General features: G+C 67.6%; 20 protein-coding genes. 3 read left to right on the top strand and 17 right to left on the bottom strand.

The annotated features are described in order from the left end of the window. Positions 1-62 precede the first annotated feature (62 nt). Together LFT45_RS08035 and LFT45_RS08030 are read left to right on the top strand one after the other, a co-directional pair. Complete coding sequence (locus tag LFT45_RS08035) at positions 63-806, top strand: VIT1/CCC1 transporter family protein (RefSeq protein ID WP_236807848.1); 744 nt, start codon at positions 63-65, stop codon at positions 804-806. Between the two features lie 206 nt (positions 807-1012). Next, positions 1013-2083: an aminoglycoside phosphotransferase family protein gene (locus LFT45_RS08030; RefSeq protein WP_236807847.1), complete on the top strand. Its 1071-nt coding sequence runs from the start codon at positions 1013-1015 to the stop codon at positions 2081-2083. Between the two features lie 22 nt (positions 2084-2105). On the opposite strand, the gene LFT45_RS08025 is transcribed toward LFT45_RS08030, so the two are convergent. From LFT45_RS08025 to dxr, 10 genes are all read right to left on the bottom strand, one after another. Then, positions 2106-3569 (bottom strand): pyridoxal phosphate-dependent decarboxylase family protein, encoded by a 1464-nt coding sequence (locus tag LFT45_RS08025; RefSeq protein WP_236807846.1) that lies wholly within the window; start codon positions 3567-3569, stop codon positions 2106-2108. Positions 3570-3680: 111 nt separating this feature from the next. Continuing rightward, complete coding sequence (locus LFT45_RS08020) at positions 3681-4475, bottom strand: sulfite exporter TauE/SafE family protein (protein ID WP_111902076.1); 795 nt, start codon at positions 4473-4475, stop codon at positions 3681-3683. A 15-nt stretch (positions 4476-4490) separates the two neighbouring features. Beyond that, positions 4491-6302, bottom strand: coding sequence for a proline--tRNA ligase (locus LFT45_RS08015; RefSeq protein WP_190606960.1), 1812 nt, complete (start codon positions 6300-6302; stop codon positions 4491-4493). A gap of 289 nt (positions 6303-6591) precedes the next feature. Then, complete coding sequence (locus tag LFT45_RS08010; protein ID WP_236809140.1) at positions 6592-7479, bottom strand: GNAT family N-acetyltransferase; 888 nt, start codon at positions 7477-7479, stop codon at positions 6592-6594. Further along, complete coding sequence (ispG, locus tag LFT45_RS08005; protein ID WP_003805892.1) at positions 7442-8608, bottom strand: flavodoxin-dependent (E)-4-hydroxy-3-methylbut-2-enyl-diphosphate synthase; 1167 nt, start codon at positions 8606-8608, stop codon at positions 7442-7444. The genes LFT45_RS08010 and ispG overlap by 38 nt, the downstream gene beginning before the upstream one ends. A gap of 39 nt (positions 8609-8647) precedes the next feature. Beyond that, positions 8648-8941: a YciI family protein gene (locus LFT45_RS08000; RefSeq protein WP_111902073.1), complete on the bottom strand. Its 294-nt coding sequence runs from the start codon at positions 8939-8941 to the stop codon at positions 8648-8650. Positions 8942-8966: 25 nt separating this feature from the next. Further along, positions 8967-9491: a hypothetical protein gene (locus LFT45_RS07995; protein ID WP_236807845.1), complete on the bottom strand. Its 525-nt coding sequence runs from the start codon at positions 9489-9491 to the stop codon at positions 8967-8969. Continuing rightward, positions 9488-10183 (bottom strand): MarR family transcriptional regulator, encoded by a 696-nt coding sequence (locus LFT45_RS07990; RefSeq protein WP_236807844.1) that lies wholly within the window; start codon positions 10181-10183, stop codon positions 9488-9490. Before LFT45_RS07990 ends, LFT45_RS07995 begins: the two co-directional genes overlap by 4 nt. 88 nt (positions 10184-10271) lie before the next feature. Continuing rightward, entirely contained in the window at positions 10272-11603 is a 1332-nt protein-coding gene (locus LFT45_RS07985; RefSeq protein ID WP_236807843.1) for a M50 family metallopeptidase, read from the bottom strand. A gap of 19 nt (positions 11604-11622) precedes the next feature. Then, entirely contained in the window at positions 11623-12837 is a 1215-nt protein-coding gene (gene dxr, locus LFT45_RS07980; protein WP_236807842.1) for a 1-deoxy-D-xylulose-5-phosphate reductoisomerase, read from the bottom strand. A 115-nt stretch (positions 12838-12952) separates the two neighbouring features. On the opposite strand from dxr, the gene LFT45_RS07975 reads away from it, so the two are divergent. Then, positions 12953-14398: a lipase maturation factor family protein gene (locus LFT45_RS07975; RefSeq protein ID WP_236807841.1), complete on the top strand. Its 1446-nt coding sequence runs from the start codon at positions 12953-12955 to the stop codon at positions 14396-14398. A gap of 52 nt (positions 14399-14450) precedes the next feature. On the opposite strand, the gene LFT45_RS07970 is transcribed toward LFT45_RS07975, so the two are convergent. Genes LFT45_RS07970 through LFT45_RS07940 form a run of 7 tightly spaced genes read right to left on the bottom strand, consistent with a single transcriptional unit; the run spans position 14451 to position 22534 of the window. Continuing rightward, positions 14451-15281, bottom strand: a complete 831-nt coding sequence (locus tag LFT45_RS07970) for an HpcH/HpaI aldolase/citrate lyase family protein (RefSeq protein ID WP_102970833.1) — start codon at positions 15279-15281, stop codon at positions 14451-14453. Positions 15282-15296: 15 nt separating this feature from the next. Continuing rightward, entirely contained in the window at positions 15297-15824 is a 528-nt protein-coding gene (locus LFT45_RS07965; RefSeq protein ID WP_236807840.1) for a MaoC family dehydratase, read from the bottom strand. Then, positions 15821-16570 (bottom strand): CoA transferase subunit B, encoded by a 750-nt coding sequence (locus LFT45_RS07960; protein WP_236807839.1) that lies wholly within the window; start codon positions 16568-16570, stop codon positions 15821-15823. The genes LFT45_RS07965 and LFT45_RS07960 overlap by 4 nt, the downstream gene beginning before the upstream one ends. Positions 16571-16572: 2 nt before the next feature. Beyond that, complete coding sequence (locus LFT45_RS07955; protein WP_236807838.1) at positions 16573-17364, bottom strand: CoA transferase subunit A; 792 nt, start codon at positions 17362-17364, stop codon at positions 16573-16575. A 55-nt stretch (positions 17365-17419) separates the two neighbouring features. Then, entirely contained in the window at positions 17420-18595 is a 1176-nt protein-coding gene (locus LFT45_RS07950) for an acyl-CoA dehydrogenase family protein (RefSeq protein ID WP_236807837.1), read from the bottom strand. A gap of 2 nt (positions 18596-18597) precedes the next feature. Further along, a complete protein-coding gene (locus LFT45_RS07945) occupies positions 18598-20919 on the bottom strand; it encodes an acetyl/propionyl/methylcrotonyl-CoA carboxylase subunit alpha (protein ID WP_236807836.1) in 2322 nt (773 codons plus the stop codon). 7 nt (positions 20920-20926) lie between these two features. Beyond that, positions 20927-22534, bottom strand: coding sequence for a carboxyl transferase domain-containing protein (locus LFT45_RS07940; protein WP_236807835.1), 1608 nt, complete (start codon positions 22532-22534; stop codon positions 20927-20929). Positions 22535-22589 lie beyond the last annotated feature (55 nt).

The following is a 22589-nucleotide window of genomic DNA, read 5'->3' as shown; positions in this document are numbered from 1 at the left end:
GCGCGGGCTGGCCGGCGACAGCCCACTGGCAGCCGGCTGCTTCAAAGTGGTTTGCTGGAGCCATGGATTCAGCGGACAGATCTGCGTTGCCCTCTGAGGGGCAGCACGCCAATGAGCCCCACAGCAACGACCTCGTGCACCGCCTGAACTGGCTGCGTGCCGGTGTCCTCGGAGCAAACGACGGGATTGTGTCGGTCGCTGCGATTGTGGTGGGCGTGGCCGGTGCTACCAGTGACAACGGCCCCATCCTCGCTGCCGGTGCTGCCGGGCTTGTGGGCGGTGCCGTGTCCATGGCCCTGGGCGAGTACGTCTCCGTCAGCAGCCAGAGCGACAGCCAAAAGGCGCTGATCGAGAAGGAACGGCGCGAACTTGCCGAGGAACCGGATGTGGAGCTGCTGGAGCTCACCGCGATCTACCGCAGCAAGGGCCTTAGCGAGGAAACAGCCCGGAATGTGGCGCGGGAACTGACAGAGCACGACGCCCTGGCCGCACACCTGTCCGCGGAGCTCAACATCGACGAAGAGGACATCGTGAGCCCCTGGCATGCCGCCTTTGCGTCCGCCATCGCCTTCACTCTGGGGGCAATTCTGCCGATGCTGGCCATCCTGCTCCCTCCCGAAAACATTCGGGTTGCGGTGACTTTCGGAGCAGTCCTGTTGGCCTTGGCCGTAACGGGCGCCGTCGGCGCGTGGATCGGCGGCGGTTCAAAGACCCGGGCTGGCGCACGCGTGGTGGTGGGTGGCGGCCTTGCCCTGGCCGCGACGTTCACCATCGGCAACCTGCTGGGCGCCAGCGGCATCGTGTAGGTGCCATCCAAGCCATCGGCTGGGAGTTTTGTCCATTTGTCGCGACTTCAAGGGCCTTCAGCGGCCGTTATCTGGACAAAAACTCCAAGCCAGACGTGGGGAAGGACGACGGCGGAAGCTCCGTGCGGGTAGTGCCGCCGGTATCGCCCGGGCAGGAGCCGTCCGGCCTCCCCAATCCGCAAGGACCGCTCCACTACGCTGGAGCTGTGAGTCGGCCAGCAGACGTTCCCATCCCCCTGGACCTGACGCGCCGCTACTCCCGCAGCAGCGCCGGCAGGGCCTGGCTGGCCTCCCTTCCGGACATGATCCGCGGCCGGCTCGACCAGTGGCAGCTTGAGCTTGACCTGGAACCGGGAGTGTTTCCCTGGAGCGGACACGGCGCGGTTGTGGTTCCGGTCCGCGCCGCGGGATCTGCAGCAGCATTGAAGGTGGCCTTTCCGCACGATGAAGCACTCGTGGAACGCCATGCGCTGGCACTGTGGAACGGCCATGGCGCGGTGAAGTTGTTGGCCTCCGACGCCGGAACGTGTTCAATGCTCCTCGAGCGCCTGGATGCCGGCAGGTCACTCCGGGCAGAGCCGATGGACACCGCCCTTGAGGTGTGGGGCGGGCTGATGCGGGAGCTGAGCCTCGTGCCCGACGCCCGGCCGCAGTGGCAGGAATTTGTGCACGTGGCCGCCCGGGCCGAACAGTGGAGCGACGACCTGCCCGCCGACTGGGAACAGCTGGGCCGTCCGTTTCCCCGGTGGCTGCTGGAGGCAGCACTCGAGGTTTGCCAGACCAGAGGCGCCGTTGGCCGCCGCTCCTCGGAGGACGTCCTCGTCAACACGGACTTCCACTACCTCAATATTTTGGCCAGGCCTGACTCCCGAGCGAACAGTACGGCAAGGAACCAATCGGTCCGGAACATTGCCGCCGACGGCTTTGCCGCCATCGACCCCCAGCCGATGGTGGGCGAGGCGGAATTCGCCGTGGCTCCCGTGCTCTGGAACCGGATCCCGGACCTGCCGGCAACAGATCCCGCCGCCGGCCTGCTGGCAAGGTGCCATGACTTCAGCGTCGCGGCCGGGCTGGACCCGGAAGTGGCCCGGCAGTGGAGCCTAGCCAGAGAGGTGGACAACGCACTGCACTACGCCTCGAGGCCGGGCCACGGCGGTGACATGGCCCGGTCCCTGTGGGTAGCCAGCACACTTGCCGGCCGGACGCTGGACGGGCTTCCGGCTGCCCACGACTTGCCCGAACCCGGCGAGGATGCCATGAACACATGGCCGTCCTAGGGCCCCAGAGAGCACAGGGCTGTCAGTGCCCGCCCGACCGGACGGCTTGGAAGGCGGCCCGCACCGCCTCCACCGCGGTGGTGACGTCATCGGCGTCGGTGGTCCAGTTGCTGACAGATATCCGCACCACGTCCCTGCCGTGCCACCGGGAACCGGACATCCATACCTTTCCGTCGGCGATGAGCCTCTCCGCCACACGCCGGCTTGTGGCGTCGTCGCCGAAGGCCACGGAGATTTGGGTGTAGCCGACGTCGTTGAGGACTTCCACCCCGTCAATGGCCGTGAGCTGTTCGGCGAGCTGGGCAGCGGATGTGGCAAGGCGGCGGATCTGTCCGGCCACACCGTCCCTGCCCAGGGACTTCAGCGCTGCCCACACGGGCACTCCCCTGGCCCTGCGGGAAAGCTCCGGAACCCGCTGGCTGGGATCGCCCAAGCCGTCGGCATCCTGGAGGAGGTAGCTGGCGTGCAGCCCCATGGCGCTGCGCAGCGCCTGCGCATCCCGGACCGCGACCACGCCGCAGTCGTACGGGACGTTCAAACTCTTGTGGGCGTCTGTGGCCCAGGAGTCGGCCCGTTCCACGCCAGCGGTCAGCCCGGCGAGCTCCGGGACGGCCGCCGCCCAGAGGCCGAAGGCCCCGTCCACGTGCACCCAGGCGCCGTGTGCCTTGGACACCGCGACGGCTGCGGTAAAGGGGTCGAAGGCTCCCGAGTGGAGGTTTCCGGCCTGCAGGCACACCAGCACGGGGGCCGGCTCCGAACCCTGGGATCCGCCCGACTGTGCGGCGCCTGGACTGTTCGCGGCTGCATGCTTCAGCGCAATCCGGTCCAGGGCACAGTCCAGCTCCGCGGCGTCGATGCGTCCCTGGCTGTCGGCCGGAACCACTGTGGGGCTGCCCATTCCCAGGTAGCGCAGCGCGAGGTCCACCGTCTCGTGCCGTTCCTCCCCCACAAGGCAGTGGATCCGCGGAGCGCCGAAGAGCCCGTCGCGTTCCAGGTCCCAGCCGGCGCCCTTCAGAAGCCGCCAGCGCGCGGCCGCCAGCCCGGTGAAGTTGGCCATGGTGGCGCCGGTGACGAAACCGACGTCGGATTCCTCCGGCAGGCCCAGCAGCTGCAGCAGCCACTGGCCCGCGGCATCCTCAATGGCGGCAATGGCTGGCGTGGCGTAACGGAGCACCGAGTTCTGGTCCCAGGCGCTGACGAGCCAGTCGGCCGCCATGGCAGCCGGGAGCGTACCGCCGATGACCCAGCCGAAAAAGCGTCCGGATGGCATGGCCATGAGCCCAGGTTCCGCGTGGCTGGCCAGGTAATCCACGACGGCCGCCGGGGGCATGCCGGACTGCGGCAACGCTCCGTCGAACGCTGCCGCGAGTTCCCGTGCTGCCTGCTGCGGACCAACCCGGCGGCTGGGCTGGCTTTCCAGCCAGCGCGTCGCATGCCGGACGGCGGCAGCCAGGGCATCCCTGTACGGTTCCGCACCGGCTGACATAGAGGCATGCTACGCCGTCCCTGTACCGCCCGCGAGAACGCAGCTTCGCCGGAGACCGGCTCAGCCGGAAAACCAGTTAAGCCGGAAAGCCAGCCGCGCCGGCAACCCAACTTAGGCGAAGTTCTCCTGCCACACGTCGAAGGCGAGCTTAACGATCAGGGCGAAAACAACCACGAGGAACACCACACGGACAAACTTGCTCCCCTGCTTCACGGCGGTGCGTGCGCCGAGGTAGCCCCCGGCCATGTTCGCCGCGCCCAGCAGCAGGCCGACTCCCCAAAGCAGGGAGCCGTGCGGCAGGAAAAATATGAGTGCCCCGGCGTTCGTTGCCATGTTGACGATTTTCGCCTTGGCGCTGGCCTCGAGGAAGGCGTACCCCATGGCCGAAACCAGCGCGATCACCAGGAACGATCCGGTGCCGGGGCCGATCAGGCCGTCGTAGAACCCGATCACGGCGCCGATGGCGCAGGCCACCACGTAGTGTGTGCGGCCGCCGTGCCGGAGTTCGGTGAGGTGTCCGGCGTCGGGCCTAAGGGCGGTAAACAGCGCGACGGCGACCAGGGCCACCACGATGATCGGCTTGAATACCTCCGCCGGCAGCCGGGTGGCCAGCAGCGCACCGCCGAAGCTGCCCGCCAGCGCGATCGCGGCCATCGGAACGGCCGTCCGCAGATCGGGCCGGACCCGGCCGTAGTAGGTAACGGCGCTGGTGGTTGTGCCGAAGATGGAGCCCATCTTGTTAGTGGCCAGTGCCTGCACCGGGGTAATCCCCGGCACAAGCAACAGCGCCGGCAGCTGCAGCAGGCCGCCGCCGCCTACGACGGCGTCCACCCATCCCGCGGAGAAGCCAGCCACCACTATCAGGACGATAGTGGCGAGCTGGATCGACTCAAACCCCGAAACCACCGGGAGGGCGGGCGGTCAGTTGCTGCGGACGGCGTTGACCACGTAGTCAACGGCCTTGTCCACGGCCACATTTTCAGCCTCGCCGCTGCGGCGGTCCTTGATTTCGACGACGCCGTCCACCAGTCCGCGGCCGACGGCGAGGATGGTGGGCACGCCCACAAGCTCGGCGTCGCCGAACTTCACGCCCGGGGAAACCTTGGGCCGGTCATCGTAGATGACCTCCAGGCCGGCGCCCTCAAGCTCAAGGGCGAGCTGCTCGGCGGCGGCGAAGATCTCCTCGCCGCGGCCGACGGCCACGACGTGCACGTCGGCAGGAGCCACGGAGCGGGGCCAGACGAGACCCTTGGCGTCGTGGTTGGATTCGGCCAGGGCGGCGACGGCACGGGTGACGCCCACACCGTAGGAACCCATGGTGACCACCACCTGCTTGCCGTTCTGGTCCAGGACCTTCAGCTCCAGCGCTTCGGCGTACTTGCGGCCCAGCGCGAAGATGTGTCCCATCTCGATGCCACGGGCGGTTTCGAGCGGTCCGGAACCGTCCGGGGCCTCGTCGCCGGCGCGCACCTCGGTGCACTCGATGACGCCATCCCACGTGAAGTCGCGTCCCGCCACGAGCCCGAAGACGTGCTTGCCCGCCATGTTGGCACCGGTCACCCAGGCGGTGCCGCTGACGACGCGCGGATCCACCAGGTACAGGAGCTTGGCGGCGCCTTCGAGGCCGAGGAGCGGTGCGCCCAGCGACATGCCCGGGCCGAGGTAACCGCGCACGATGAGCGGGTTCCGGGCCAGGTCCTCCTCACCGGCGGCCTCGACGGCGATTTCGCCGGCGACCGGGAGGTAGGCGCCGATGTTGGCCTCGACGCGCTTGAGGTCGACACCCCGGTCGCCGGGGACGCCGAGGACCACGATCTGGCGCTCCCCGGTGGGCAGGGTGACGGCCAGAACAACGTTCTTGAGCGTGTCAGCGGCAGTCCAGGGGCCGCCGTCGGCCTCGCTGCGGGGCACGAGCTCGTTGGAGGCAGCCACGAGCGTGTCGATCGTGGGCGTGTTCGGGGTGTCGCGGATCTCAGCGGCCGGGGCGTTGGTGAAGTCGATGTCCGCGGGAACCACCGTGGTCACGGCTTCGACGTTGGCCGTGTAGCCGCCGGCCGAACGCACGAAGGTGTCCTCGCCGATGTCGGTGGGGTGCAGGAATTCTTCGCTCCTGGAACCGCCCATGGCACCTGCGGTGGCCGTGACGGGAATGACTTCCAGGCCCAGGCGCTCGAAGATCTTCAGGTACGCCGCGCGGTGGGCTGCGTAGCTGGCGTCCAGCCCGGCGTCGTCGACGTCGAACGAGTAGGAGTCCTTCATGATGAACTCACGGCCGCGGAGAAGGCCGGCGCGCGGACGTGCCTCGTCGCGGTACTTGTTCTGGATCTGGTAGATGCTCAGCGGCAGGTCCTTGTACGAGGAGTACAGGTCCTTAACCAGCAGGGTGAACATCTCCTCGTGCGTGGGGGCCAGCAGGTAGTCCCCGCCCTTGCGGTCCTTCAGCCGGAACAGCCCTTCGCCGTATTCGGTCCAGCGGTTGGTCGCCTCGTAGGGCTCCTTGGGGAGCAGTGCGGGAAAGTGAACTTCCTGGGCGCCGATGGCGGCCATCTCTTCCCGGATGATCTGCTCCACCTTGCGCAGCACGCTCAGTCCCAGCGGCAGCCAGGTGTAGATGCCCGGAGCCGCGCGGCGGATGTATCCCGCACGCACGAGCAGCCGGTGGCTGGCCACCTCGGCGTCAGCGGGGTCTTCACGCAGGGTGCGCAGGAAAAGCTTGGAGAGTCGAAGAACCACGGGTAGGTGTCCGTTTCTGGGGGAAGTGCTGATTGTCTGGGTACTAATGTACCGGCTGGGCAGCAGCACAGGTTGCGGGCCCTGTGGGAGCTGAACAGGAAAGCCACGCCCCGCAGGTGAAGCCCCTGGCCGTTTAAGGCTGGTCATCCCTGTGGCGGCGTGGCTCCGCGGCCGGTCATGCCGCTAATTCTCGAGAGACCACCCGAGTCCGAAAACCCGGTAGGACGAACCTATGTGATAGCCGTCACCGATTTCAAATCCGGTGCCACCGGTGGGGCGTTGGCCGCGGCTAGAAGAGAACTGTGGCGAAGGTCCCCACCTGCCGGAAACCTACGCGTTCGTAGGTGGCCCTCGCCCGGGAGTTGTAGTCGTTGACATACAGGCTAGTGACGGGCGCCATTTTCTGGGCCAGCAGCACCACGGCCGCCATGTACCCGGCGCTCAGGCCGAGTCCGCGGTGGCTGGGGTTCATCCAGACGCCCTGCACTTGGGTGACCTCGGCGGTGACAGCACCCAACTCGGCCTTGAACACGACTTCGCCGTCCTTCAGGTGGACCAGGGAGTGTCCCTGGCGGATCAGGCCTGCCACCCGGCGGCTGTAAAAGTCGCGGCCGCCGAGGTAGGGCGAGTAGCCAACCTCTTCCTCGAACATCGCTGCACAGGCAGGGAGGATGGCCTCGAAATCTGCGTACTGCCCGTACCCCAGCTCCCAGTTCGGTTCAACGGCCGGAGGGCCGGAAATGGTCATGAGGGGCTGGTCCGGCCGTACCTCGTGGGCCACGTGGCCCAGCTCCTCCAGCCGGCTGTGCAGCGCAAGGACCGTTCCGGCCGGTCCGAAGATCGACGCGTACCGTCGCCCGGAGCGGTGGGCTGCATCAGCCACCGGTCCGGCCAGCTCGGGGTCGAGCTGGACGGGGACCAGGTTGGCGCCTGCCCAGCAGGCGCCAACCAGCGCGTCGTCGTCGAAAACGCCCAGGACGTTGGCTCCGCCCGGGGTGGGCGCGGCAGAGTCTGTTGACTCCAGATGCGCCAGGATGAACACGTTGGCGACGGGATCGGTCTCTGCCAGTTCGCGCAGCTGACGGGTGTCCGCAACACCCAGTACCCGGACGGTGGCACCGTCCGGCACGGCGCCGTCCTTATGAGACGCTAACCACGGGGCTACCCTTGACAGCATCTTCGCCATCGGCCTCCCCCATCTCTTCCGCGATACGCATGGCCTCTTCGATCAGTGTCTCAACAATCTGGCTCTCGGGGACAGTCTTGATGACCTCGCCCTTCACAAATATCTGGCCCTTGCCGTTGCCGGAGGCGACGCCGAGGTCAGCTTCCCGTGCTTCGCCCGGGCCGTTGACGACGCAGCCCATGACGGCAACGCGCAGCGGGATCTCCATCCCCTCGAGGCCGGCGGTGACCTGCTCGGCGAGGGTGTAGACGTCAACCTGGGCGCGCCCGCAGGACGGGCACGAGACAATTTCCAGCTTGCGGGGACGCAGGTTCAGCGACTGCAGGATCTGGTTGCCCACCTTGATCTCCTCGACGGGAGGGGCAGACAGGGAGACGCGGATGGTGTCGCCGATGCCGCGTGAGAGGAGGGCGCCAAACGCTGTGGCCGACTTGATGGTTCCCTGGAAGGCGGGGCCGGCCTCAGTGACGCCAAGGTGCAGCGGCCAGTCGCCCTTTTCAGCGAGCATCTCGTAGGCCGCCACCATGACCACCGGGTCATTGTGCTTTACGGAGATCTTGAAGTCGTGGAAGCCGTGCTCCTCGAAGAGCGAGGCTTCCCAGACCGCCGATTCGACCAAGGCCTCCGGAGTGGCCTTGCCGTACTTCTTCAGGATGCCCGGTTCCAGTGATCCTGCATTCACGCCGATGCGGATGGACGTGCCGTGGTCCTTGGCCGCCTTGGCGATCTCCTTGACCTGGTCGTCGAACTTGCGGATGTTGCCCGGGTTGACGCGCACCGCAGCGCAGCCGGCCTCGATGGCCGCGAAGACGTACTTCGGCTGGAAGTGGATGTCGGCGATGACCGGGATCTGCGATTTCCGGGCGATGATCGGAAGCGCTTCCGCGTCATCGGCGGACGGGCAGGCCACGCGGACGATGTCGCAGCCGGAGGCCGTCAGCTCGGCAATCTGCTGCAGCGTGGCGTTGATGTCCGTGGTGGGCGTGGTGGTCATCGACTGCACGCTGATGGGGAAATCGGAACCGACGCCGACGGAGCCCACCTTGATCTGGCGCGTCTTGCGTCGCGGGGCAAGGACGGGCGGTGGTGCGGATGGCATTCCCAGGCTGACCGAGGTCACGTGGACTCCTTGAATTCGAAAATCGGTGGTGCGGGGCGGCTAGGCTGCGTGCTCAGCCAGGAGACCGGTCACAGGTGCCCATTCGGTGGTTCGCGTGCCGGAAATGACACCCGCTGCCGCGAAGGGATCCTGCCGGAGGATCTCGTTGAGTGCGGCTTCGTCGGCCGCCTTGAAAATGAGCAGGGCCCCTGCGCCGTCGCCGTAGGGTCCGCTGGCCAGAAGCCTGCCGTCCTGCGCGAGTCCTGCAGTCCATTCGCGGTGGGCGGGGCGGGCGGCCGCTCGCGTTTCGGAGGACTCGGCGTCGTATACGTACTCAACAGCAAAAACAGTCATAGAGATACCCTATCCCGCGGCCGGGCTAGCCGAGGAGCACGACCTTCGTGAGGGCGGCAACTCCCGCGGCCCACAGCATGGAGGCCAGGGTCCCGATGATGAACCGCTCCGCGGCCACCGGCGTTTCCTTGAGTTCCGCGAAGCGGCCCAGGCCTTTGATGGCCACCACGTAGGCGATTGCCACGGGCTGCCCGGCCAGAATGGCGAGGCAGACTGCCAGCCGCTCGAGCACCCCGATGATGGCCCCGCCCCGCAGGATCCGTTTAGCCGATGCCTCGCCTCCGGGCTCCGGCGCCGCCGCACCACCAGCGTCCACGGTGATGTCGCCGTTCACTGTATTCACCCTGTCCCCTGCGGCCGGACTGTCCACCGAGGCCGGGCTGTCCACCGTCACGTCGGCCGAGGGGTCGTCTGCGGCGTCCCTGCCGGCGCTGGCGGCGGCGTCGGCTTTGTCGTCGATGGTGCGGGCCAGCCGGAAAACCAGGGCGGTGACCGGCCAGCCCGCGAATCCGGCCGTCAGCAGGGCGGCTGCGATCCAGACTGCGTTCACGCTTCTCCTCGGTTGTCATGGCCGTCCTGAGTCCCGGCGGCGGGGTTCCCCAGGATGAGGCGGTGGGCGGTTGCCAGCAGCATTTCCACCGCCGGCCTTGCGGCCCATTCTTCCTGCCAGCCCGACCGGAGGACGGCCCGGCTCACCGACTGTTCCGTGATTCCCAGTTCCCGCGCCACCTGTTTCTGGAGTCCGTGGCGTCCGGAGCCCTGTTCGGTTGCTGCACCGCTCTTCGCACGGAGGGCATCCACCACGCGCCACTGGGCCTCGGTCCGCGCCTGCACCAGGCCGCCGACCAACCGCAGTACCGCTTCCGCGTTGGCGCACGCCACGGCGGCCTCGTGCTCCCGGCTCCCCGCGACCACGGCGGCGGGGACATGGCTCGCGGCCGACTTGGCACGCTCCACCGCCCGGCGGGCAGCAACAAAGGCGGCGCCGGACCCTTCGCGCGGGCTCGCGTCCGGCGGCAGGTCCCCCGGGCCGACGCCGATCCCGACGTACCAGTGCCCGCTTCGCAGGGCGTGCAGGGCCACGTCCACCACCAAGGCGGGGTCCTGCAGGACGCCCTGCACTTCGTCGCCAACGGAGCGTTCAAAACGGACACCGGAACGGCTGCCGAGGTCTCCGAGGAGCTCGGGCACACGGTCCACGTCGCCGGTGCTGCCACGCTGGTCGATGGTCAGGACGTACATGAATGAACCGTATCCGGCTTAGATTCCGAAATCAATCATTTGGAGCTGATTTTCAGTAATCAGCCAATCAAGGCTGAACATGATGGAACTAGCCGAAGAGATTCACCGGCTTCACGATGTCCGCATAGATCAGCAGCGCACCCATCCCCATCAGCAGCGCCGCCACCACGTAGGTCACCGGCAGCAGTTTGGCGATGTCGAAGGCGCCGGGGTCGGGTTTGCCGAGCAGCTTTGCCGCCCGCCGCCGCACTGCCTCGTAGAGTGCGCCGGCCACGTGGCCGCCGTCGAGCGGGAGCAGCGGAATCAGGTTGAAGACGGCCAGGGCAAAGTTCAGCCCGGCGAGCAGTCCCACCAAGGCGGCAAGCCGGGCCTGGGCAGGCACCTCCTCCATGGCGGCCAACTCGCCAGCTACGCGGCCAACGCCCACCACGCTGATGGGGCCGTTGGGGTCGCGGGGTTCTTCGCTGAACGCCGCCTTGGCGACGCCGGCTACCCGGGCCGGTAGATTGAGGACCACCCCGGCAACCTGTTTGATGTTCTCCCCCGCCATGGGCAGGACGGACGACGCCGGCTGGGGAACCAGGGCGGTCTGCGCACCGATGCCCAGGAAGCCGACCTCCTGGTACAGCAGGGTCCCGGCGTCGTCCTTCGCCTGGCGCCCGTCCGGACCCACCACCGGGCGTGCCGACAGAACAGGGGTGACAGTGCTGGTCACCGGCGACCCGTCGCGCTCCACCGTGATGGACACTTCCTTGCCCGCGGACGAGCGGATCCATCCCGTGAGCTGGTCCCAGCTGGTCACGGCTTTTCCGTCGAAGGCGGTGATGACGTCATTGGGCTTGAGCTGGGCGGCAGCGGCCGGAGTCGGCTTGCAGTCGGCCGAGTTCGGGTCGACTGTCTCCCCCGCCTTGACCTGGCACTTGGAAACATCCGCGATGGTGGTGGTGGGCTCAGAGATGCCGAAGCCCATGAGCAGCACGGCCGTGAGCACCAGGCCGATCAGCAGGTTCATTGCCGGGCCGCCCAGCATGATGATGATCTTCTTCCAGACCGGAAGCCGGTAGAACACGCGGTTCTCGTCCCCCGGCCCCACATCTTCATGGGCCATGGAGCGGGCCTCGCTGGCCAGCGTCTGGAACATGCCGGTGCTGGACGGGCGGACCGAGCCGTCCTCCTTGTTGGGCGGGTACATGCCGATCATCGACACATAGCCGCCCAGCGGCAGCGCCTTGAAGCCGTACTCGGTTTCGCCCTTTTTGGTCGACCAAAGTGTGGGGCCGAAGCCGATCATGTACTTGGTGACGCGCACCTTGAACAGCTTGGCGGGTACCAGGTGGCCCACCTCATGCAGCGCAATGGATACCGCAATGCCGACCGCCACAAAGACGACACCAAGGATAAAGAGGATAACGGGACTCATGCTTCAGATCTGCTGCTTCCTAGAGACTGCTCACTGCTAAACGTTCGTGGGTGCGCGCACGTGCCCATTTCTCAGCATCGAGCACGGATCCGACCGTTAGCCCGGAGGAACCCGAATGTTCGCCGAGGACGGCCTCGATGGTGTCCACGATGTCCGTGAACCGGATCCTGCCCGCATGGAAAGCCATGACGGCTTCCTCATTGGCGGCGTTGAACACAGCGGGGTAGGTGCTTCCGTGCTTTGCCGCGTCTTTGGCCAGCCGGACGGCGGGGAACGCGGAGGAGTCCAGCGGCTCGAACGTCCAGCTGGTGGCCTGGGTCCAGTCGCAGGGTGCGGCAGCACTGGGCACCCGGTCCGGCCAGCCCAGGCCAAGGGCAATCGGCAGGCGCATGTCCGGCGGCGAGGCCTGGGCGATGGTGGAACCGTCCACGAACTGCACCATGGAGTGGATCACGGACTGCGGATGGACCACCACGTCAATCCTGTCCAGGGGGATGTCGAACAGCAGGTGCGCCTCGATGACTTCAAGGCCCTTGTTCACCAGGCTGGCTGAGTTGGTGGTGACCATCAGGCCCATGTCCCAGGTGGGGTGGGCCAGCGCTTCCTCCGGTGTCACGGCGAAGAGCTGTTCGCGGGTGCGGCCGCGGAAGGGTCCGCCGGAGGCGGTCAGGATGAGCCTGTCCACCTCCGCGGCCGTCCCCGAGCGAAGGCACTGGGCGATGGCGGAGTGCTCGGAGTCAACCGGCACGATCTGTCCCTCCGCGGCGGCGGCCTTGACCAGCGAGCCGCCGACGATCAGGGATTCCTTGTTGGCAAGCGCCAGGGTGGCGCCGGATTCCAGCGCGGCGAGGGTGGGCGCCAGTCCGATCGAGCCAGTGATGCCGTTGAGCACCACGTCCGCCTTCACGGCGGCGATCCTGGTTGAAGCGTCGGGGCCGGCGATGATCTCGGGCCGGTAGTCCCCCAGCCCGGCTGCCCGTGCGGCGTCGCTGATCAGGTCCCGGAGGCGCCCGGGATCACCTTCGGCGATGCCGACGGCCCCGGCCCGGGTGTGCACGGCCTGCCGGGCGAGGAGTTCGAGGTTGCCGCCCCCGGCGCTCAGCGCCACAACCTCAAAAAGGTGGGGGGCGCCGTCGACGACGTCAATCGCCTGGGTGCCGATGGAACCGGTGGATCCGAGGATGACGATGGTGCGCGGCTGGCTGTCTGGACGGCTGGAGCCGGAAATCTGCATGGCTTAAGTATCCCGCACCGCCAGTGGCCGACGGACGGGCCGACCGGCGCAGGCAGGCTGCGCGGGTAGGTTGCAGCACCTTGACGCCCATCGGCGCCGGGGTAACGTGGTGCCCGTGGACTGGGCCGCATGGTTCGACGCGCCGGACTATGAATTCGCCCGGCAGGTGCTGCAGCGCGGGGTCGCCGCACTCTATTTCGTTGCGTTCCTCTCCTCCCTCAACCAGTTTCCCGCGCTCCTCGGCGAGCGCGGCCTCCTTCCCGTTCCGGAGTATCTGAAGGCTTTCAGCCGGATGCGCAGGCCCACGCTGTTCCGCTGGCGCTACTCGGACCGGCTGTTGCGGGCAGTATGTACAGCGGGGCTGGCCATCTCCGGCGTCCTGGTCCTCGGCCTCCCCCAGCTGGGCCCGCCCTGGCTGCCGCTGATCGCCTTCCTGTCCTTGTGGCTGCTGTACATGTCGGTGGTCAACGTGGGCCAGACGTTCTACGGGTTCGGCTGGGAGATGCTGCTCCTGGAGGCCGGCTTCACCGTGGCGTTCCTGGGATCGGACCAGACCGATCCGCCCAGGACCATCCTCATCCTTGTGGCCTGGCTGGTGTTCCGGCTGGAATTCGGTGCCGGCATGATCAAGATCCGCGGCGGCCGGGAGTGGCGCGACCTCACCGCCCTGTACTACCACCATGAGACCCAGCCGATGCCCGGCCCTCTCAGCAGGCAGGCGCATCTGCTGCCGAAGCCCTTCCACCGGCTGGAGGTGGTGGGAAACCACTTCGCCCAACTGGTGGTGCCGTTTTTCCTCTTCGCGCCGCAGCCGCTGGGCAGCATTGCGGCGGGCATCATCATCTTCACCCAGCTGTGGCTGGTGGCCAGCGGCAATTTTGCCTGGCTGAACTGGATTGCGATTGTGCTGGCCTTCGCCGGCGTCAGCGATCCCGTGGCGCATGCGGTGCTGCCGGTCCTTCCGCTGGAATCGCAGACCACCGGGGAGACGCCGCTCTGGTGGCTTCTCATTACGCTGGCCGCGTCCCTGCTCCTGGTGGTCCTCAGCTACTGGCCCATCCGCAATCTGTTCTCCGAGTACCAGCTGATGAACGCCAGCTTCAACCGCTGGCAACTGGTGAACACGTACGGCGCATTCGGCACGGTCACCAAGCAGCGCATCGAGGTGGCGGTGGAGGGCACCCTCGACGAGGAGCCTGACGATGCGGCCGACTGGCGCGAGTACGGCTTCAAGGGAAAACCCGGCGACGTGCACCGGCTGCCCCGCCAGTGGGCGCCCTACCACCTGCGGCTGGACTGGCTCATGTGGTTCCTGCCCCTGCGCACGGTCCACGAGGAATGGTTTTACGCATTCCTGGGCAAGCTGCTCGAGGCTGACGCGGCCATGCTGGGGCTGCTTCGCGTCGACCCGTTCGACGGCGAACGCCCCCGCTGGGTGCGCGCCCGCACCTACCTGTACCGTTTCGCCACCCGGGCGGAGTTCCGGGAGACCGGGCAGCGCTGGATCCGGACACCGCTGTACGAGGCGATCCCGCCCATCTCCCTGCGGCCAGGGAAATGATGGCGTCGGGGATACAGCGAGGACGACGGCGGGCTGCCGGGCTCAGTGGAACCTACCGGGCTCTGCGGAGCACCGACTCCGCGTGCCGGAGGATGGGGCCGTCGATCATCCGGCCCTGGTACTGGAACACGCCGGTACCGGCTTCCTTTGCTGCCTCCAGCAGGTGCGTTGCAGCGGCCACGTCCTCGCCCGAGGGTGCGTAGGCGGACCGGACGGCGGCCACCTGGCTGGGGTGGATGCAGGCCTTGGATCCGAACCCGGAGGCAGCGGCGTCCCGGGCCTCCGCGGCCAGCCCGTCAAGGTCGGGGATATTCACGTAGACCGCGTCAACGGCTTGCTTGCCGGCTGCGCCCGCTGCCAGGAGCACCGCGGAACGGGCGTGCAGGGCAACGGCGCGGTAGCCGCCGTCGTCGTTCCTGCTGGAGGTGCCGCCAAGGGAGGCGAGCAGGTCTTCCGCGCCCCACATCATGGCCACCACGTTGGGTTCGGCCGCGATAGCGGGCGCGTGGACCACGCCCGCGGCCGTCTCGCACAAAGCAATCACGTGGAAGTCCGGCAGGGCCCGGAGCTGGCTTGCGCTCTCTGCCTTGGCGAGCATGACGGTGCGGTAAGGCGTGTGCGCCAGGCAGTGCAGGTCCTTCTCGAAGTCCTCGGTGCCGGCCGGGTTGATCCTGATGATGGTCCGGCTGGGGTCGAGCTCCGGCCCGTCGCCGGAGCCGCCGAGCTGGGCAAGGATGGCGCCCCGAGCCCGTTGCTTGTCCGGCGCCGCCACGGCATCCTCAAGGTCCAGGATGACGGCATCGGAGCGCTCGGCGGCCTTTTGGAAGCGTTCGGGGCGGTCGGCAGGGCAGAAGAGCAGGGCAGGACCCATCACAAAAGTCATACAGTCATTGTCCGATTATTTGCCCCGCTGCGCCTCTATATGCGCCTCGCGCGTCCACATCAGGCAGCTGCGCGTGGCAGATGCCACCACAGTTCCGTCCTGGTTGCGGCCGGTGTGCTGCATGGTGACGACGCCCTGCCCCGGCCGTGACCCGGACAGGCGTTTACCGGTGATGACGGTCTCGGTGTACAGCGTGTCACCGTGGTAGAGCGGGTGCGGGAAGGAGACGTCCGTCAGCCCGAGCTGCGCAATGATGGTGCCCTGGGTCAGCTGGCCGACGGACTGCCCCACCACCGTCGCCAGCGTGAACATGGAGTTCACCAGCCGCTGGCCGAAGGGCTGGCCCGCACTCCAGGCCGCGTCCAGGTGCAGCCCCTGCGTGTTCATGGTCATGGTGGTGAACAGCACGTTGTCCGCCTCCGTGACGGTCCGGCCGGGGCGGTGGGCGTAAACGACGTCCTCCTCGAGTTCCTCGAAGTAAAGTCCGCGCTGCTCGATCACCCGGGCACCGCCGGCGGTTGGACCTGCCGAAACCGCACTCATACGGTGAGTTCCTGGTCTTCCTCGAACAGCTCCGCGCCCGTGGCCGCGGCAACATCTTCCGCGGACACGTTTGGGGCGAGCTCGCGCAGGACCAGGCCGTCGGGAGTCACGTCGAGGACGGCGAGATCGGTGATGATGCGGTCCACGCACGCCTTGCCGGTCAAGGGCAGGGAGCAGCGGTCCACGATCTTCGGTTTCCCGCTGCGGTCCACGTGCTCCATCATCACGATCACTTTCTTGGCTCCGAAGACCAGATCCATGGCGCCGCCCATCCCTTTGACCATCTTTCCCGGGATCATCCAGTTGGCGAGGTCCCCGTTGGCGGCCACCTCCATGGCGCCGAGCACGGCCACGTCCACATGCCCGCCGCGGATCATGCCGAAGGACTGCGCAGAGTCGAAGAACGCGGCGCCCTTGTTGACGGTGACGGTTTCCTTGCCGGCATTGATGAGGTCGGGATCCACCTCGTCCTCGCCGGGGTAGGGGCCGACGCCGAGGATGCCGTTCTCGGAGTGCAGGACCACCTCAACGCCGGCCGGGATGTAGTTGGGGATCAGGGTGGGCATGCCGATGCCGAGGTTCACGTACTGGCCGTTGCTCAGCTCCTGGGCCACGCGGGCGGCCAGTTCATTGCGGGTCCAGCCCTTCCCCTCGGGGTGTGAGGAGGCGGCCCGGCGGTACTCGTGACGGACGGCTTCGGGACGGGGAGCCAGGGGGCTGTTCGGGTCCGCGCTGTTCGGGTCCATGGCTACGCTCCTGCCTGTTCGGTGGTTCCGGTGCTTGCTGCCGCGGACAGTGCGACGGTCCGTTTCTCGATGCGCTTCTCGGATTCCGGCACCACCACCACCCGCTGGACGAAGATGCCCGGCAGGTGGACGTGTTCGGGATCCAGCTCGCCCGGCTCCACGAGTTCCTCCACCTCCGCGATGGTGATCCGTCCCGCCATGGCGCAAAGGGGGTTGAAGTTCATGGCCGTGGCGTGGAAGACGAGGTTCCCGTGGCGGTCGCCCTTCCAGGCGTGGACCAGGCCGTAGTCGGGGGTAAGCGACTCCTCCAGGACGTAGTCGACGCCGCCGAAGCTCCGCACTTCCTTCGCCGGGGACGCGACGGCGATGCCGCCGTCGGCGTCGTATTTCTGCGGCAGGCCGCCGTCGGACACCTGGGTCCCCACGCCGGCCTTGGTGTAAAAAGCGGGGATGCCGGCACCGCCGGCGCGCAGCTTCTCGGCGAGCGTGCCCTGCGGGGTCAGGACCACCTCCAGTTCGCCGGCGAGGTACTGCCGGGCGAACTCCTTGTTCTCCCCCACGTACGAGCTGACGGTCCGGCGGATCCTGCCGTCCCGGAGGAGGATCCCCAGGCCCCAGTCGTCCACGCCGCAGTTGTTGCTGACAGTCTCCAGGTCCGTGGTGCCGCGTCGGTGGAGGGCGTCGATCAGCGCCACCGGGATCCCGCACAGGCCAAAACCCCCGACGGCGAGCGATGCGCCGTCGGCTATGTCGGCGACCGCTTTGTCAGCGCTGGCAACAACCTTGTCAATCATCGTTGATCCTTTCGGCGTCTCCACAGACTTTCGACAGACACGGCCACCGGGCCTGTTACAGCCCCAGTTCCCGGGCGATCAGCATCAGTTGGACCTCCGTGGTGCCCTCCCCGACCTCCAGGATTTTGGAGTCCCGGTAGTGGCGCGCCACGGTGAACTCGTTGATGAAGCCATAGCCGCCGAATACCTGGGTGGCATCCCGCGCATTGTCCATGGCCGCCTCGCCTGCGACCATCTTAGCTATGGCCGCCTGGGTCTTGAACGGCTTGCCGGCGAGCATCCGGGCGGCCGCATCGTAGTACGCAAGACGGGCCGTATGGGCACGCGCCTCCATGCGGGCGATCTTGAACGCAATGGCCTGGTGCTTGCCGATATTGGTCCCGAAGGCGCTGCGGTCCTTGGCGTAGCGGACCGAAAGATCCACGCATCCCTGGGCAGCGCCGGTGGCCAGGGCGGCGATGGCGATCCTGCCCTCATCCAGGATGGACAGGAAGTTGGCGTAGCCCCGCCCCCGCTCCCCCAGCAGGTTCGCCTCGGGAACAGTGACGTCCCGCAGCGTCAGGGGGTGTGTGTCCGAGGCGTTCCAGCCCACCTTGTTGTACGCCTTCTCGGCCTTGAAGCCGGGCGTGTCGGTGGGCACGAGGATGGTGGAGATCTCCTTCCTGATGCTGCCGTCCTTGCGCTCCTGCTCCCCCGTGACGGCGGTGACGGTCACCAGCTTGCTGATGTCAGTTCCCGAGTTGGTGATGAATTCCTTGTTGCCGTTGATGACCCAGTTAGTGGCGTCGCCGCCGCCTTCCAGGCGGGCCGTGGTCTTCGTGCCGCCGGCGTCCGAGCCGGCCTCCGGCTCGGTCAGGCCGAAGCCGGCGAGCGCCTTTCCGGAAGCGAGCAGCGGCAGCCACTCCTGCTTCTGGGCCTCGGTGCCGAAGCGGTAGACGGGCATGGCACCGAGCGAAACACCGGCCTCAAGTGTGATGGCCACGGACTGGTCCACGCGCCCCAACTGCTCCAGCGCGAGGGCCAGAGCGAAGTAGTCACCGCCCATGCCGCCGTATTCCTCCGGGAACGGCAGGCCGAACAGCCCCATGTCCGCCATCTGCGAGACCACTTCATAGGGGAAGCGGTGTTCCTCGTCGTGCCTGGCGGAGACGGGGGCCACCACTTCGTCGGCGAATTCGCGGACCGTCTTGCTGAGGTCCTGGTATTCCTCACTGAGGTCAAAATCGGCCATGGCTAGGCCTCCTTACGTTCATCTGTTGAATCCTGGGGGGCGGTGCCGGCCGCGTGAATGCTGGCCGCGTGAATGGTGGCGACGACCTGGTCGGCCTTCACCAGGTCGCCCGTACTGACGCTGATGTGGACCGTGCCGGAGACTTCGGCCACGAGCTGGTGCTCCATCTTCATGGCCTCAACCGACAGCAGCACCTGTCCTGCCGTCACTAGCTCGCCGTCACGAACCGGCACTGCGACGACGGTCCCGGGCATGGGTGACCGGACTTCCGGGTCCGCGGCACCCTCTTCCCGCTCGACGGCGGCCAGCACCCGCTCCAGGCGGGACTCCCGGGTGAGGACTTCGAGCCCGCAGGACCAGCCGCCGCTGCCCACGTAAACGTGCCGCGGCCGCGCTTTCCGCCGATGGTCCCCGTCGGGCTCCATTTCCCGGGAACCACTGATGGCGAACGTGTGCTGCTGGTCCTCCACCTTGAGTGTGATGACACTGAGTCCGGGTCCGTTGGGCTCGGCGCGGGGTCTCGCGGCGTCAGCTCCGGCGGCTTCGCGTCCGGCGGCGTCAGCCGCCGGACCGGGGATCCGGACTGTCCGTTCCGGCCCGCCGTCGACGCTGACCAGGGCATGGCCGGCGTCGGCGGCGCCGCCGCCCGGCCAGGTGATCGCCACAGTGGCCATGGCACCGCCAGGAAGGCCGAAGCTTAGCCGCCAAGGCGCCGGCGCGACGAGGCGCCAGCCCCGCGCGCTGTCCCAAGGCGACCGGATGCCTGACCGCCTCCCGCCGGGCTCAACTCCACCGGGCTCAAGTCCACCGGCCTCGCCAAGCCAGAGCCACAGGGCAGCGGCCGCGAGTTCCGTGCTGCCGATGTCCCGGAACCCCAGTTCCGGCATCTTGCGGTCAATCAGCGTGGTGTCCAGGCGGCCGGCGCGGACGTCCTCGTCATTGATCAGGAGCCGCAGGTACTCCACGTTGGTGTCGATGCCAAGGACGGTGTACCGCTCCAGCGCCGCGTCCAGTTTGTCGAGGGCAGCCTTGCGGTCGGTCCCCCAGGCGATGACCTTGGACAGCATGGGGTCGTAGTCGCTGGAAATTTCCAGTCCCGGCAGCAGCGATGAGTCGATGCGCACGTCCCGGGTCTGGAGATGACCGGTGCCGGGAGCCGCAGGGCCCTGGAAGGCCGGCCGGCCGCGCGGCGTCAAGAGGCTGCCGCGCTCGTCGAGGAGCACCACTTCGCCCGAGGACGGCAGGAAGTTCCGGTGCGGGGTCTCGGCGTAGACCCGGGCCTCCGCAGCGTGGCCGTTAAGAACGACGTCGTCCTGCCCGACCGTGAGCACCTCACCGCCGGCGATGCGCACCTGCCACTCGACGAGGTCGATGCCGGTGACCATTTCCGTCACGGGATGCTCCACCTGGAGCCGGGTATTCATTTCCATGAAGAAGAACTCGTCCGGGGAATCGTCCGAAACGAGGAACTCCACCGTGCCGGCGCCGGTGTAGTGGACGCTGCGGGCCCCCTGGCACGCGGCCTCGCCGATCCTGGCGCGGACGGCCTCGCCGTCGGCCAGCGATTCCAGCAGGGGTGACGGCGCCTCCTCGATGACCTTCTGGTGCCGCCGTTGCAGGGAGCACTCGCGCTCCCCCAGGTGGATGACGTTGCCGTGCGTATCGGCCAGGACCTGAACCTCGATGTGCCGCGGGGACGTCACCAGTCGTTCCAGGAACAGGGTGTCGTCCCCAAACGCGCTCGCAGCTACCCGGCGTGCCGTTGCCAGGGCGGACGGCAGGTCCTCGGGGCGGTCCACCGCATGCATTCCCTTGCCGCCGCCGCCCGCCGAGGGCTTGATCAGCAAGGGGAACCCCACGGCCGGGGCGGCGGCGATGAGTTCCTCATCCGTCATGCCGGGCTCGGCGATGCCCGGAACCACCGGAACGCCGTACCGGGCCACGTGGTTCTTCGAGCGGATCTTGTCCCCCATGACATCCAGGGCCTCGACCCCGGGACCGATGAAGGCGATGCCGGCGGCCTCCAGCGCCCTGGCAAAGTCCGCGTTCTCGCTCAGGAATCCATAGCCCGGGTGCACCGCCTGGGCACCGGTGTCCTGGCAGGCCCTGATGATCGCGTCGATGCTGAGGTAGCTTTGGGCGGCCGCGGCGGGGCCGATCCGGACGGCGGCGTCGGCCTCGCGCACGTGGCGGGCGCCGGCGTCGGCATCGCTGTACACGGCAACGGAACGGAGGCCCATGGCGCGCAGGGTCCTGATCACCCGGCAGGCAATCTCGCCGCGGTTGGCCACCAGGACGGTGCGAAACACGCTGTTAATGGTCATCGCCGGCTCACATTCGGAAGAGGCCGAAGGAGGTCTCCGGCAGCGGGACGCGGGAAACGACGTCGAGGGCCAGGCCCAGCACGGTGCGGGTGTCGGCGGGGTCAATGATGCCGTCGTCCCACAGCCGCGCCGTGGAGTAGTAGGGGCTGCCCTGGTCCTCGTACTGCTGCCGGATGGGGGCCTTGAACGCCTCTTCATCCGCTGCAGACCACTCCTGCCCTGCTGCCTCGTACTGGTCGCGCTTGACGGTGGCCAGGACGCTGGAAGCCTGGTTGCCGCCCATGACGGAGATGCGGCTGGCGGGCCACATCCACAGGAATCGTGGCGAATAGGCCCGGCCGCACATCGAGTAGTTGCCGGCGCCGAAGGATCCGCCGATCACCACTGTCAGCTTGGGCACGCGCGTGGTGGCCACGGCGGTCACCATCTTGGCGCCGTTCTTGGCAATTCCGCCCTGCTCGTAGTCCTTGCCCACCATGAAGCCGGAAATGTTCTGCAGGAAGAGCAGCGGAATGCCGCGCTGGTCGCACAGCTCAATGAAGTGCGCGCCCTTCAGCGCTGACTCGCTGAACAGCACGCCGTTGTTTGCCACGATGCCCACAGGGTGTCCGTGGAGCCTGGCGAATCCCGTCACCAGGGTGGGGCCGTAGTTCTTCTTGAACTCATGGAAGCGGCTGCCGTCCACCAGCCGGGCGATCACTTCGCGGACATCGTACTGGGCGTTGACGTCCGTGGGGACGGCGCCATAGAGCTCGCCGGCCCCAGCGGCAGGTTCGACAGCGGCTTCCACGTCCCAGGCCGGCGCGGCGGGCCGGGGCAGCGTGGCAACGATGTCGCGGACGATCTGCAGGGCGTGCTCGTCGTTTTCGGCGAGGTGGTCCGTGACGCCGGAGATCCGGGAGTGTACGTCACCGCCGCCAAGCTCCTCCGCGCTGACGATTTCGCCGATAGCAGCCTTCACAAGCGGCGGCCCGCCCAGGAAGATGGTGCCCTGGTTGCGGACGATGACCGTTTCATCGCTCATCGCGGGAACGTAGGCACCGCCTGCGGTGCAGGAGCCCATGACCGAGGCGATCTGGGGAATCCCGGCAGCAGACATTCGGGCCTGGTTGTAGAAGATCCGGCCGAAGTGTTCACGGTCCGGAAAGACTTCGTCCTGCTTGGGGAGGAAGGCTCCGCCCGAATCAACGAGGTAGATGCACGGGAGCCGGTTCTCGAGCGCGATCTCCTGGGCCCGGAGGTGCTTCTTCACCGTCATGGGATAGTAGGTGCCGCCCTTGACGGTGGCGTCATTGGAAATCACCAGCACGTGGCGGCCGTGCACCAGGCCGATGCCTGCGATGATGCCGGCGCCGGGCGAATCGTCGTTGTACATGCCGTTGGCAGCCAGCGGGGCGATCTCGAGGAAGGGGCTGCCGTCGTCGAGAAGCCGGTCGATCCGCTCGCGGGGAAGCAGCTTGCCCCGCGCCATGTGCCGCTCACGGGACTTCTCCGGCCCGCCCAGCGCCGCCGTCGCAAGACGTTTCCGCAGCTCATCGGCGAGCGCGCGCTGGGCAAGGTTGTTGGCCTCGAATGCGCTGCCGGCGGTATCCAGCCGGCTGGCGAGTGTCTCCATTGACCGCTTCCATTCCCGGGCACTGCCAGCGGCAGTCCTGCCGCATTTCGGTTAG

The organism is Arthrobacter sp. FW305-BF8 (assembly GCF_021789315.1).
Taxonomy (GTDB): domain Bacteria; phylum Actinomycetota; class Actinomycetes; order Actinomycetales; family Micrococcaceae; genus Arthrobacter.
This window is presented reverse-complemented; position numbering and strand designations above follow the sequence as displayed.